A 13,224-nucleotide genomic window follows, 5' to 3' on the forward strand; every position below is an offset into this window, starting at 1 on the left:
GACCGCCACGATCTGGCACAACTGGACCACCAGCCAACCCGTCATGCGCTCGCTCACCGCGTACGACCACTGACCCCTTGGAATAGATCGTCTAGGTCACGAGGTCGTTGACGCAGCGGAGGACCGGGCGAGCCGTCAGCGCCGCCGGGTCGAGCGGGGCGTCCGCCGTGACGGTGAACGTGGTCGACTCGCCCGGCAACAGGGTGATCAGGGCCTGGTCGACCTGCGCTGACGGGTGCAGCCGGTCCGGGAAGAGGGTCAGGTCGCGCAGCACCGTCCGCGCGGTCACGCGGACCCGCTGGGCGTCGCCCACCGGCTCGACCGTCGCATCCAGCTCCGCCGCCGGCCACTCGACCTCCCGGTCGGTGGCGAAGAACCACAGCGCCCGCTCCGCGGTCTCCCCGGCCTCCGCGACCAGCAGCTCCCGCCGGGCCTCGTCCGGCCGCGCCAGCTCCGCCGGCAGCGCCAGCACCACCGAGGAGTACGCGGGAACGTCGACGTCCACCGAGGTCTTCGCCCTCGGCTCCCCGCCGAGCGTGAGCCGGGTGACCGTGGCCGCCGCCTGCCACGCCTCGCCGGTCTCGTTGACCACCACCAGCGCGAGCCCGCCGTCCCGCGGCTGCACGGTGAGCAGCCGGTCGGGGTACGCCCGGCGCAGCGCGTACCAGAGGGGCTTGCGCCGGCCGTCGCCGTCGACGGCCGCCCAGGAGGTGACCGGCCAGCAGTCGTTGAGCTGCCAGACGATGATGCCCATGCAGACCGGCCGGTGCGAGCGGAAGTGCTCGACGCCGAGCTGGATGGCCCGGGCCTGGTTGAGCTGGGTGAGGTAGTGCCAGTCGTCGAAGTCGGCGGGCGGCGGCAGGTGGGCGTCCAGCCCGCGCTGGAGCTTCCGGTCCCCGTCGATCGCCTTCTGGTGGTGCGCCATTCCGGGCGAGTCGTGGGCGAGCGGCTCGTCGGAGAGGGCCCGGCGCAGCGTCGCGTACGCCGGGGGCGCCTGGTAGCCGAACTCGGCGACGAAGCGGGGCACGTACTCCCGGTACTTCGTGTAGTCGTCGGTGTTCCACACGTCCCAGATGTGCATGGTGCCGTGCGCCGGGTCGTTCGGGTGCACGTCCTCGCTGCCGGACCAGGGGCTGCCCGGCCAGTACGGTCGGGTCGGGTCCAGCTCGGCGACGATCGCGGGCAGCAGCTCCAGGTAGTAGCCGCGCCCCCAGGTGCGGCCCGCGAGGGCCTCCTGCCAGTCCCAGTCGTGCCAGCCCCAGATGTTCTCGTTGTTGCCGGTCCAGAGCACCAGCGAGGGGTGAGCGGCGAGCCGGGTGACCTGCTCCCGCGCCTCCGCCTCGACCTCGGTGCGGAACGGCTCCTCCTCCGGGTATGCGGCGCAGGCGAAGAGGAAGTCCTGCTGCACGAGCAGCCCGAGTTCGTCGGCCAGCTCGTAGAAGTCCGCCGACTCGTAGCGGCCGCCGCCCCAGACCCGCAGCAGGTTGACGTTCGCCCCGACCGCCTGCCCGAAGCGCTCGGCGAGGCGGGCCCGGGTGACCCGGTTCGGGAAGGCGTCGTCGGGGATCCAGTTGACCCCCTTGACGAAAATCGGCACCCCGTTGACGTGCAGGGTGAACGCGGAGCCGTGCGCGTCGGGGGCGGTGTCCAGGTGGACCGAGCGGAAGCCGATCCGGCGGGACCAGTCGTCCAGCACCCGGCCGTCCGGGGCGCGGAGGGTCACGTCGAGATCGTGCAGGGGCCGGTCGCCGTACCCGACGGGCCACCAGAGCGCCGGGTCGCGCACGGTGAGGGTCGCCACGGCGTGGCGCTCCCCGGCCGGAACGGTGACCTCGACGGCGGCGCCGGCCACGGTGGCGTGCACGGTGAGCGCCTCGTCGCCCGCCCGCTCGACCTCGACGTGCAGCTCCACCCGGCCGGTGTCGCCCTCGACCGTGACCAGCGGCCGGACGGTCGCCAGCCGGGCGGTGGACCAGGCGTGCAGCCCGATCTCCTGCCAGATGCCGGCGGTGACCACGGTCGGCCCCCAGTCCCAGCCGAAGTTGCAGGCGGTCTTGCGGATGAAGTGGAACGGCTCCGGGTAGGCGTTCGGCCGGTCGACGAGCCGGTCCCGCTGCGCCTCCGCGTAGCGGTAGGGCGAGTCGAAGCGCACGGTGAGCGTGTTGGCACCCGGCCGGAGCAGCGGGCCGGCGGCGAACCGGTAGCCGCGGTGCTGGTTCTCGGTGCGGCCGACCTCGGTGCCGTTGAGGGTGACCGTGGCGACCGTGTCCAGGCCGGCGCAGACCAGGTCGACGCGCTCGTCGTCGCCGGGCCGCCAGTCGAAGGTGGTCTCGTAGACCCAGTCGGTCCGGCCGATCCAGCCCAGCCGGTACTCGTTGTCGTCGAGGTACGGATCGGGGATGAGGCCGGCCGCCAGCAGGTCGGTGTGCACGCAGCCGGGCACGGTCGCCGGCACCGCCTGCCCGGCGACCTCCGGCGGCACCTGCGGACCGGGCACCGCCCGCAGCGTCCAACCCTCGTGCAGCGTCTGACGGCTCACGACTTCACCGCGCCTTCCATGATTCCGCGGACGATCTGACGTCCACCGATGAACAGCATGACGAGCAGGGGCACGGTGGCGATGAACGCCCCGGCCAGCACCCGCCGGTAGATTACGTAGTTGCCGCTGGCCAGGTCGGAGACCGCGACCATCGAGGTCGGGAAGTCGGTGCCGCTCAGCGTGATGAGCGGCCACTGGAAATCGTTCCAGGTGGCCACGAAGGTGAGCAACCCGAGCACGGCCAGGGCCGGGCGGATCGCCGGCAGCACGATGTTGGCGTACACCCGCATGGTGGTGGCGCCGTCCATCCGGGCCGACTCGACCAGCTCGTCGGGGACGGTGTTGACGATGAACTGCCGCATGTAGAACACGCCGAACGCGGTGACCAGCCCGGGGGCGATCACCGCCAGCAGGGTGCCGTTCCAGCCGAGCTTGCCCATCACGATGTAGAGCGCCACGATGCCGAGCTGGTTGGGCACGGTCAGGGTGAGCACCACGAAGAGCATCAGCGCCTTGCTGCCCTTGAAGCGCAGCTTGGCGAAGGCGAAGCCGGCCAGCGAGCAGAAGAACAGCACCGAGGCGGTCACCACGGTGGCGACGATGACGCTGTTGACGAGCGAGGCGGCGAAGTAGACGTCCTGGAGCGAGAAGACCTCGTCGACGTTGGTCATGAACATCCCGCCCGGGACGATCGCCGGCGGCAGCTTCGCGAGGGCCTCGTCGCCGCTGGTCGCGATGACGAACATCCAGTAGAGCGGGAACGCGGCGAACAGCATGGTCAGCGCGAGGAACAGGTACGTCCAGAGCCCCGCCTGGGTCTCCTGCGGGGCCCGCGCCATCAGCCGCGGCTTGCGGCGCGCGGGTCGTGCCACGGCGGTCACTGTGGTCTCCTTCCGTTCGCGGCTGCGGTACTCCGCTTCGCTGCGTTCCCCGCGCTCACCGACGCCCTCCGGACAGTCGGTTCGTCACCACGTAGTTGACGCCGGCGACGATCAGGATGATCAGGAAGAGGGCCCAGGACATGGCCGCGGCGTAGCCGAGGTTGAGGTCCTTCCAGCCGACCTTGTAGATGAGCTGGGCGATGGTCTGCCACTCGCCGTTCGGCCCGCCGGTGGCGGCCTGGGCGTTCGGGTCGAAGAGCATCGGCTCGGTGAAGAGCTGGAGACCACCGATGGTGGAGAGGATGACGGTGAAGAGCACCACCGGCTGGATCATCGGCACCGTGATCCGCCAGAGCTGCTTCCACGGTCCGGCGCCGTCGATCGCCGCCGCCTCGTAGACGTCGCGCGGGATGGACTGCATCGCGGCCAGGTAGAGCAGTGCGTTGTAGCCGATCCACTTCCAGTTGACCATCGTGGCGATGGCGATCCAGGAGTGCAGCTTGTCGGCCCGCCAGTCGATCGGATCGTCCGGGCCGCCGAGCCCGAACAGGCCGAGCACCCAGTTGGCCATGCCGAAGTCGCGGGAGAAGAAGACGCTGAACACCATGGTCGAGGCGACGATCGGGGTGACGTACGGCAGCAGCACGCCCACCCGCCACCAGGTCTGTCCCCGCAGCTTCCGGTTGAGCAGCGCGGCGACCACCAGCGCGAGCAGCAACTGGGGCACCGAGGAGAGCAGGAAGATGCCGAAGGTGTTGTAGAGGGCGTTCCAGAAGTCCTCGTCGCCGAAGAGCCGGCTGAAGTTCTCGAAGCCCGCCCAGTAGGGCAGCGTCGGGTCGTCGAGCCGGTAGTTGCGCAGCGAGACCACGGCGTTGAACAGCAGCGGGAAGAGCCCGAACACGACGAAGAGCAGGAAGAACGGCGCGATCATGAGGTATGGCATGTAGCGCATGTCGAAGCGGTACAGGCGGTTGCGCCAGGTCAGCCGCCGGTCGTCGCCCCCGGAGCGGCCACGCTCCGGCGCGGCTCGGCGGCTCGACCGTGCGGGGGCGGCACGGGTGGTGGACATCGGATCACTCCAGGGCCGAGGTGGGTGAGGAGGTCAGGCGGTGACGGGGCGGCTGCGGCCCGCCCCGCCACCGGTGTCCGGTCAGGACTTGGCGGCCTTGTCGGCCTCCTTGACCGCCTCGCTCCAGGCGGCGTCCGGCTTCAGGCTCTTGTTCTCGACCCGCCGGATCACGTTCTCCACGGCGACCCGGGTGGGGCCGTTCTTCTTGCCCAGGTACTGCGGGGTGAGGCCCTGCGCCATCTTCGGGAAGATCTGCCCGACCGGGGCATTGTTGAAGAACGGGTTCTCGAAGTCGGCGATCGCCGGGTCGGCGTAGAGCGCCGGCTGCGAGGGCAGGTTGCCGACCTTCTTGAAGATCTCGATCTGCTGCTCCGGCGCGACCAGCCACTCCAGCAGCTTGTACGCCTCGTCGACGTGCTTGCCCTGCTTGGGGATGGTCAGGAACGAGCCGCCCCAGTTGCCGCCGCCACCGGGCACCGCGGCGATGTCCCACTTGCCCTGGGTGCCGGGGGCGGTGTCCTTGATGTGGCCGAGCATCCACGCCGGGCAGGCGAGCACGGCGAAGGCGCCGCTGGTGAAGCCCTTGTCCCAGTCGGCCTGGAAGCTGACCAGGTTGGCCGACAGCCCGGCCTGGACGGCCTTGACGGTGTAGTCGAAGGCGACCTTCGGGCCGCCGTCCATCTGGAGCTGCTCCTGATCGGTGTAGAAACCGACCTGCTGCTGGCCGAGGATCGGGTTGAACAGGTTGGTGCCTGCGTCGATGAACTTCTTGTTGGTCTTGGCGGTGTACTGCTGGCCGACCTCGATGAACTTGTCCCAGTTGGGCCAGAGGGCGGAGACCTGGTCGCGCTCGGTGGGCAGGCCGGCGGCCTTGAACAGGTCGGTCCGGTAGCACATGGCCAGGCCGCCGACGTCGGTGCCGAGGCCGATCTGGGTCTTGCCGTCGGCGGAGAGCGACTGCTTCCACTTCCAGGGCAGGTACTTGCTCTCGTACGAGCCGGCGCCCTTGTCCAGCAGGTTGACGAACTTGTCGGACTGGCTGCGGAACTGGACCATGAAGCCCTCGTCGATCGCCGCGATGTCCGGCGCGCCGTTGCCGGCGACGAGCTTCTTCTGCAGGTCCTCGTGCTGGGCGTTGTACTCGCCGGAGTTCAGCTGGATCTTGATGTTCGGGTGCTCGGCCTCGTACTTCGCCTTGAGGTCCTGGAGGCCGAAGTCGCCCCAGAAGTTGATCTTCAGTGTGACCTGCCCGTCGGCCGCGTCGGAACCGCCGGTGGTGCTCTTGCCGCTGCAGGCGGCGACCATGACCAGGCTGACGGCACCCACGGTCGCCGCCCGGGCCCAGTGCGTCCAGGACCGTTTCATGCCATCCTCCGCGCCAAAATGGGAACGCTCCCGATATCGAGAGACGTTGACTGAACCGGATAAGTGAGCACCACCGTACGGTGACCCCTCTGGAGTGTCAACGGCCGATTAACAGCGAGCCCGCCTCGCCAGCAACACGTCACTCTGGGAGCGCGTTCATGCGTGGTGGAGCGCTCTCCGGCGCACAAAAGTAAGGCCAGGGCTGTCGGGGACGGGCGAGTTCGAGCCGTACGCTTAACCGCGCAAGCGAAGGCTGCGTCGATCGCGCCGCGGCCCGGTTGCAGTAGCGTGACAGCCGCCGGTCACCCCCGGCGGTCGAACAGGCCCGCGAGGGCCGGACGAGTGGAGGAGCGCGCCGGTGAAGCGGCCGACCATCGCCGATGTCGCCCGACGGGCCGGGGTCTCCAAGGGCGCGGTGTCGTACGCGCTGAACGGGCAGCCCGGGGTGTCCGAGGCGACCCGCCGGCGGATCCTGGCGATCGCCGCCGAGATCGGGTTCAGCCCGAGCAGCGCCGCCCGGGCGCTCTCCGGCGCCACGGCCAAGGCGGTCGGCCTGGCCCTGTGCCGGCCCGCCCGGATACTGGGCATCGAGCCCTTCTTCATGGAGCTGATCAGCGGCGTGGAGGCGGAACTGTCCGCCCGCTCGTACGCGCTGACCCTCCAGGTGGTGGCCGACCAGGAGGCGGAGATCGCGGTCTACCGCCGCTGGTGGGCCGAGCGCCGGGTCGACGGGGTGTTCGTCTGCGACCTGCGCACCGACGACCGCCGGGTGCCGGCGCTGGAGGAGTTGCAACTGCCGGCCGTGGTGATCGGCGGTCCCGGCCACACCGGCAGCCTGACCAGCGTCTGGTCCGACGACGCGGCGGCCCTGGTCGAGACGGTGGAGTACCTGGTGGCGCTCGGACACCGGCGGATCGCCCGGGTCGGCGGGCTCCCCTCGCTGCTGCACACCGAGATCCGCACCGACGCGTTCACCGAGGTGTGCGGCCGGCTCGGGCTGGACGAGGCCACCACGGTCTGGTCCGACTACACCGGCGAGGAGGGGGCGCGGGCCACCCGCCGGCTGCTCAGCTCGGCCGGCCGGCCCACCGCGGTGATCTACGACAACGACGTGATGGCGATCGCCGGGCTCTCCGTGGCCCAGGAGATGGGGCTGGCCGTGCCCGGCGACCTGTCGATCGTGGCCTGGGACGACTCCGCGCTCTGCCAGCTCGTGCACCCGCCGCTGACCGCCCTGGGCCGGGACATCCCCGCGTACGGGGCGCACGCCGCGCGGCAGCTCCTGGCCGTGATCGCGGGCGAGCCGGTGACCGGCCTCCAGGACGAGACCGCCCGGCTCACCCCACGCGGCAGCACGGCCCCGCCGCGGAGCCGGTGAACCGGTTCAGCTATTCCACTGAACGACCAGGTCAGCGGGGTGTCGAGGGAAACTCCTCGAACCACGCCTCCACCCGCTCGGCGGGGGCCGGGCGGGCCAGCGCGAAGCCCTGCCCGTAGCGGCAGCCGGCCCGGCGCGCCCCGGCCACCTGGGCGTCGGACTCCAGCCCCTCGACCACCACCTCCAGGCCGAGCCGGTCGCCCAGGTTGGCCACCACGTCGATCAGCGGGCGCTGCCCGTCAGGGCCCGGCCCGACCAGGTGCGGGCCCACCTTGAGCAGGTCGATCGGGAGCCGGCGGAGCTGGGCGAGCGAGGCGTGCTCGGCGCGGAAGTCGTCCAGCGCGGTGCGGACGCCGAGCGAGCGGAGGCCGGCGAGCCGGGCCACCACGGTGGACAGCTCGGCGGCCACCGCCGGCTCGGCCACCTCCACCACCAGGCGCTCCGGCGGCACGTCGTACGCGGCCAGGGCGGTGGCCGTGCGGGTCACGAAGTCGGGCGCGGCCAGCTCCCGGGGCGTGACGTTGACCGCCATCCACAGCTCCCGGCCCCCCTCCGACCAGTCGGCGAGCTGCCGGCAGGCCCGGTCCAGCACCCACCGCCCGACCTCGCCGAGCAGGTCGAGGTCGGCCGCCACGGGCAGCAGTTCGTCGGGCAGCACGGTGCCCAGCACGGGGCTGCGCCAGCGCAACAGCGCCTCGGTGCCGACCGGCACGCGGTCGGCCAGCGCCAGCACCGGCTGGTAGACCAGGTCCAGCTCGCCCCGGGAGAGCGCGCCCGGCAGCTCCCGCTCCAGGTCCAACCGGCGGACCAGCTGTTCCTCCAGGTAGGCGTCGTACCACTCGACCCGGTCCCGGCCCAGCTGCACCGCGCGCCGCCGGGCCAGGTCGGCCTGGCGCAGCACGTCCTCCGGCACGCCGCCGGTGGTCTCGGCCAGCCCGACACTGGTCCGGATCCTCGTCGCCCCGCCGGCCCGCGGGTACGGCGGCTCGGCGAGCGCCGCCAGCAGCCGGGTGCCCAGCGCGTACGCGAGCACCGGCCCCAGATCGGTGAGCACGGCGAACTCGCTGTCGGTGAGCCGGGCGACCAGATCGTGCGGACCAGAGCCGGACCGGAGCCGGTGGACGACCTCGGCCAGCACCGGCCCGTCCAGCACCGCCGTCTCGTCGGCCCCGTGCAGGTCGACGACGAGCAGCGCCCCGCCGGTGCGCCGGGCGAGGGCGTCGACCAGTTCGGCCCGGTCGGCCGGCGGGCCGTCGGCGGGCGGGCGGCCGTCGCCGGCCAGGTGCCGCGACCGCGCCTCGCCGGCGGCCAGTCGCTCGGCCCGGCGCCGCTGGTCGGCGGCGGCGAGCACCTCCCGGACCACGATCGGCGGGATGACGGACAGCCCCAGGGCGATCGCCGGGGCGGTGAACTGCCCCACCGTCCACAGGTGGTGACCGGCAGCCAGCGCCGCGATGCCGGCCGGCGCGGTGAGCCCGGGCCAGGCGGCGGGCGCCGCGGCGGTGCCGGGGTTCTCCCGGGCCGCGGTACGCCGGGCGCCGGCCGCGGTGACCAGCGCGCCGACCAGCAGCGGCAGCGCGACGGCCAGCACGGCCCGGTCCGGCGCGGCGTAGGCGAGCAGCACCACGAGCAGGGCCAGCCCGCCCAGCGTGGCGGCCGCGCCGGCGTGGCAGCGGGCCGCGCCCGGCCGGCGGCTCCGCTCGGCGAGCGCGGCCACCGACAGGACGGCCAGCGCCAGGGCGCCGCCGACGCTGGCGGCGAGCGCGGCCGACGGCACCGGGCCGGTCGGCAGCAGCACCCAGCCGGCGAAGACCAGGCTGACGCCGAGGCCGACCATGTCGACGCCGCGGCGCAGCCGTTCCCGGCCGGTGAGCCGGGAGCGGCCGGGCAGCCGGAGCAGCGCGACGGCGTACAGCGGGGCGGTGATCGCCAGGCCGGCCAGCGCGACCGGCAGTCGGTGCCCGGCGTCACTCAGCGGCAGCACCGCGACGGTGAGACCGGCGGCCAGCACTGCGGCGTCGAGGATCCCGGCGACCCGGCGGGACAGTGCCACCCGTCGGGCGCGCCGCCCGGTCGGCAGGGCGACGGCCGGCTCGAACGGGCCGGCCCGCTCCGGCGGCGGGGTTCCGCGGGACCGCTGCCCGGCCGGCGTGGCGGCGACGGGCGCGGGCCCGGCAGTGGCCGGCGCGGGCGCAGCGGGCTGGGCAGCGGCCGGCGCGGGCAGGGCGGGCGGGGCAGCGGCCGGGGCGGGCGCGGCGGGCGGGGCACCGGCCAGCCGGGCGAGTCGGACGCAGGCCAGGGCGGAGCCACCGGCCACGGCGAGCGACACGGCGGCCGGGCCGGGGATCAGGCCGGCGGCGCCGGCGAGGACGAACAGCGCGCCGGCGAGCGACACGACGAGGTCGGGGAGCGGCGGCCGGCGGCGGGGACCGGCGGAGGGCTGGGTGACGGGCACGGCGGTCGCCTTCGTGAGGGGGCACGGGGCGGTGCGGTTGCGTTACGACGTGCGGGGTCAGCGGTGCGGGTCGGGGTGTCGGGCGCGACCGGCGCCGGACGGGGACCGGCGCGACCACGCCCATAAACGATCCCGGACAGCCAGGGTTACGCGACACAGCACGTGACGCCGATCACACCTGCTGGATCCGCAGCGGGCCGCCCGCCGGGATCCCGGCCGGCCCCGGGTGGGATCATCGGGGGGTGAGCCGCGCCGACACCGTCCGTTTCCGCTACAGCCAGGCGATCCTGGTCGCCGCGATCGTCGCGTTCATCGGCGCGCTGCCGCTGGCCACCGCGCGCTGGTGGCTGCTCTGGGTGCTGCTGATCCCGCTCGCGCTCGGCGTCTGGGCGTGGCGGGCCGGCACCGACGCGGACGCCCGCGAGCTGCGGCTGCGGGCCCTCGTCGGGCAGCGGCGGGTGCCCTGGACGCGGGTCGCCGAACTTGCCACCGACGCGCGCGGCCGGGCGGTCGCCCGGCTCGACGACGGCGAGACGCTGGTGCTTCCCGCGGTCCGCGCCGCCGACCTGCCCCGGCTGGTCTCCGCCACCGGGCAGGAGCTGCCCGAGTCCGCCGGCTAAACCGTCAGTAGCCGTCGACCACCCGGTTCGTCAGCGGCTCCCCGGCCGTGAACCGGCGCAACTGCTCCCCCACCAGCCGGTACGCCCGCGGCAGCAGGCCGCGGACCGAGCCGGCGACGTGCGGGGTGAGCAGCACGTTCGGCAGCTCCCACAGGGGATGGTCGGCGGGCAGCGGCTCCGGGTCGGTCACGTCCAGCGCGGCCCGCAGCCGCCCCGACGCCAGCTCGGCGACCAGCGCCGAGGTCCGGGCCACCGGGCCCCGGGCGGCGTTGACCAGCAGCGCGCCGTCCGGCATCGCGGCGAGGAACTTCTCGTCGACCAACCCCCGGGTCTGCTCGGTCAACGGCACCAGCAGCACCACCACGTCCGCCTCGGGCAGCAGGGCGGGCAGCTCGTCCACCCCGTGCACCTCCTCGGCCGGGCGCGGCGTCCGGGCGACCAGGGTGAAGCTCACCTCGAACGGGGCCAGCCGGGCCCGGACGGCCGCGCCGATCGAGCCGGCGCCGACGATCAACACCCGCTTGCCGGCCAGCTCGTCGGTCGGAGCCACCTCGTCGTACGCCCACTCGCGGCGGCCCTGGGCGCGGGCCAGCGGGCCGAAGCCGCGCAGCGCGGAGAGGATGGCGGCGACCACCCACTCGGCGGTGGCCGAGTCGTGCACTCCCCGGGCGTCGCAGAGCGTCACGCCGTCGGGGATCCGCCCCACCCAGGCGTCCGCCCCGGCGGAGAGGAGCTGCACCACCTGAAGGTCGGGCAGCTCGGCCAGGAGCGCGCCGGCGTCCGGGCCGGCCAGGAAGGGCGGCACCCAGAACCGCACGCCGGACGGGGACGAGGGCAGCTCGGCCGGGTCCGCCAGCAGCTCCACGGTGACGCCCGCGGGCAGCTCGCCGAGGAGGCGCCGGCCGGCCGGGTGCGGAATCCATACCTTCACGACCGCCGACATTAGTCGCCCCGGACGGCGCCGGCGGGCGGGGCCGTGACGACCACCGCTGCCGGGATTGACGAGCGGCCCGGGGAGGTATAACCGAGGGCGGAACGTCGGCCGGCGTTCCCGACTCCCGAGACAGGTGGCGATGAGCGAGGACACTCCCGGGCGCCCGGCCGTGCCGATTCCGGCGCTGGTCGACCCCGAGCGGCTGCGGTCCCTCGCGGAGACCCGGCTCGGCGCGGCGCCGGACGAGGCGTTCGACCGGTTCGCGCGGCTGGTCAGCGACCTGCTCGACGTGCCGGTCGCGCTGGTCTCGCTGGTCACCGCCGAGCGCCAGTTCTTCCCCGGCGCGGCCGGGCTGCCCGAGCCCTGGGCCGGCCGGCGGGAGACCCCGCTGAGCCACTCGTTCTGCCAGCACGTGGTCGACGTCGAGGTGCCGATGGTGCTGCCCGACGCCCGGCTCTACCCCCGGGTGCGGCGGAACCTGGCCATCGAGGACCTCGGGGTGGTCGCGTACGCCGGGATGCCGCTGACCGATCTGGACGGCCGGGTGCTCGGCTCGCTCTGCGCCATCGACAGCAAGCCCCGGGCCTGGACGGCCGAGCAGCTGCGTACCCTCGCCGACCTGGCCGCCGCCTGCTCCTCCGAGCTGCGGCTGCGGATCGCGGTGCAGAGCGCCGAGCAGGCCCGCCGCCGCGCCGAGGAGGCGCACGACCGGCTCGCCATGCTGGCCGGGATGAGCGAGACGCTGGGCGGCACGCTCGACGTGGCCACGGCGATCGACCGGCTCGGGCAGGCCATGGTCCCGCTGCTGGCCGACTGGTGCCTGATCACCCTGGTCGACCCGGCGGGCCGGCCGCGGACGGTCGCCGGGACGCACCGGGACCCGGAGCGAAAGTCCGACGTCGCCCGGTTCGCCGAGGTGCTGGCCACCGGGCTCGGCCCGGACTCGGTCATCCGCTCGGTGCTGCGCAGCGGCCGGCCGGTCATGCGCGGCGCGGCGAGCCTGGACGACGTGGCGCGCGGCACCACCAGCCCGGAGCTCGTGCCACTGGCCGCCTTGCTGGGCTTCGGCTCGCACCTCAGCGTGCCGATCACCGCCGCCGGGGACCGGATCATCGGCACCGTCACGCTGGTCAACGGCCCCGTCCGGCGTGGATTCGACGAGAGCGACCTGCGGACGCTGCGGGACCTCGGCCGCCGCGCCGGCCAGGCGGTCGGCAACAGCCGGCTCTACAGCGAGCAGCGGCACGTCGCCGAGGTGCTCCAGCAGAGCATGCTGCCCAGCCTGCCGGAGGTGCCCGGGGTGGAACTGGCCGCCCGCTACCTGCCGGCGGCCGACCGGGTGGAGGTCGGCGGCGACTGGTACGACGCCTTCGTTCAGCCCGACGGCGACCTGGTCGCCGCGATCGGCGACGTCGCCGGGCACGACATCGAGGCGGCGGCGACCATGGGCCAGCTGCGCAACCTCGTCCGCGGCGACGCGTACGGGCGGGACGACCCGGTCGACGAGCTGATGACCCACCTCGACCGGGCGATCCAGGGGCTTCCCGTCCCGACCGTCGCCTCCGCCGTGCTGGCCCGGGTCCGCCCGGCCGCACCCGGGCTCCGGCTCTCCTGGTGCAACGCGGGGCACCCGCCGCCGCTGCTGATCCCCGCCGAGGGGCCGGTGCAGGTGCTGGACGGGACCCGGGGCGCCCTCCTCGGCCTGGCCCGCACGCCCCGCCGCACGCGCCGGGAGCTGACCCTCGCCGCGGGCGACACCCTGCTGCTGCACACCGACGGGCTGATCGAGCGCCGCGACCGGCCGATCGACGAGGGGCAGGCCGAGCTGATCGAGCAGCTCGCCGGCACCGCTCCGCTCCCCCTCGCGGCCCTCTGCGACCGGCTGCTCGCCGCGGCCCCCCGGCGGGAGGACGACATCGCCCTGCTCGCCCTGCGCGCCCGGTGAGCCGGGAGGCGGTTCGTCGGGCCCGGTTCGCCACCCCG

At 73.9% G+C, this 13,224-nt stretch carries 9 protein-coding genes; 3 read left to right on the plus strand and 6 right to left on the minus strand.

All coding sequences use genetic code 11. The features are described from left to right. Nucleotides 1-91: 91 nt before the first annotated feature. The 4 genes from AB0F68_RS30020 to AB0F68_RS30035 form a co-directional block, all read right to left on the minus strand. On the minus strand, nt 92-2,539 hold the full coding sequence (locus AB0F68_RS30020; RefSeq protein WP_357344303.1) for a glycoside hydrolase family 2 protein: 2,448 nt from the start codon (nt 2,537-2,539) through the stop codon (nt 92-94). Beyond that, the gene (locus tag AB0F68_RS30025) at nt 2,536-3,378 is read right to left on the minus strand and encodes a carbohydrate ABC transporter permease (protein ID WP_357344418.1); all 843 of its coding nucleotides are present in this window, start codon (nt 3,376-3,378) and stop codon (nt 2,536-2,538) included. The genes AB0F68_RS30020 and AB0F68_RS30025 overlap by 4 nt, the downstream gene beginning before the upstream one ends. Nucleotides 3,379-3,475: 97 nt before the next feature. Further along, nucleotides 3,476-4,489: a sugar ABC transporter permease gene (locus tag AB0F68_RS30030; RefSeq protein ID WP_357344305.1), complete on the minus strand. Its 1,014-nt coding sequence runs from the start codon at nt 4,487-4,489 to the stop codon at nt 3,476-3,478. Between the two features lie 81 nt (nt 4,490-4,570). Next, nucleotides 4,571-5,854 carry an extracellular solute-binding protein gene (locus tag AB0F68_RS30035; RefSeq protein WP_357344307.1) on the minus strand — a complete coding sequence of 428 codons (1,284 nt, stop codon included), beginning with the start codon at nt 5,852-5,854 and terminating at the stop codon, nt 4,571-4,573. Between the two features lie 358 nt (nt 5,855-6,212). On the opposite strand from AB0F68_RS30035, the gene AB0F68_RS30040 reads away from it, so the two are divergent. Next, complete coding sequence (locus tag AB0F68_RS30040) at nt 6,213-7,232, plus strand: LacI family DNA-binding transcriptional regulator (protein ID WP_357344309.1); 1,020 nt, start codon at nt 6,213-6,215, stop codon at nt 7,230-7,232. A 31-nt stretch (nt 7,233-7,263) separates the two neighbouring features. On the opposite strand, the gene AB0F68_RS30045 is transcribed toward AB0F68_RS30040, so the two are convergent. Next, nucleotides 7,264-9,687: an EAL domain-containing protein gene (locus AB0F68_RS30045; protein ID WP_357344311.1), complete on the minus strand. Its 2,424-nt coding sequence runs from the start codon at nt 9,685-9,687 to the stop codon at nt 7,264-7,266. A gap of 242 nt (nt 9,688-9,929) precedes the next feature. Between AB0F68_RS30045 and AB0F68_RS30050 the strand changes: the two genes are divergently transcribed. Beyond that, nucleotides 9,930-10,307: a PH domain-containing protein gene (locus AB0F68_RS30050; protein ID WP_357344313.1), complete on the plus strand. Its 378-nt coding sequence runs from the start codon at nt 9,930-9,932 to the stop codon at nt 10,305-10,307. Nucleotides 10,308-10,311: 4 nt separating this feature from the next. Here the strand turns inward: AB0F68_RS30050 and AB0F68_RS30055 are convergent, their stop codons facing one another. Further along, nucleotides 10,312-11,238 carry a 2-hydroxyacid dehydrogenase gene (locus tag AB0F68_RS30055; protein ID WP_357344315.1) on the minus strand — a complete coding sequence of 309 codons (927 nt, stop codon included), beginning with the start codon at nt 11,236-11,238 and terminating at the stop codon, nt 10,312-10,314. A gap of 142 nt (nt 11,239-11,380) precedes the next feature. On the opposite strand from AB0F68_RS30055, the gene AB0F68_RS30060 reads away from it, so the two are divergent. Next, nucleotides 11,381-13,186: a SpoIIE family protein phosphatase gene (locus AB0F68_RS30060; RefSeq protein WP_357344317.1), complete on the plus strand. Its 1,806-nt coding sequence runs from the start codon at nt 11,381-11,383 to the stop codon at nt 13,184-13,186. Nucleotides 13,187-13,224: the final 38 nt, after the last annotated feature.

Source organism: Micromonospora sp. NPDC023966 (genome assembly GCF_040639095.1).
Taxonomy (GTDB): domain Bacteria; phylum Actinomycetota; class Actinomycetes; order Mycobacteriales; family Micromonosporaceae; genus Micromonospora.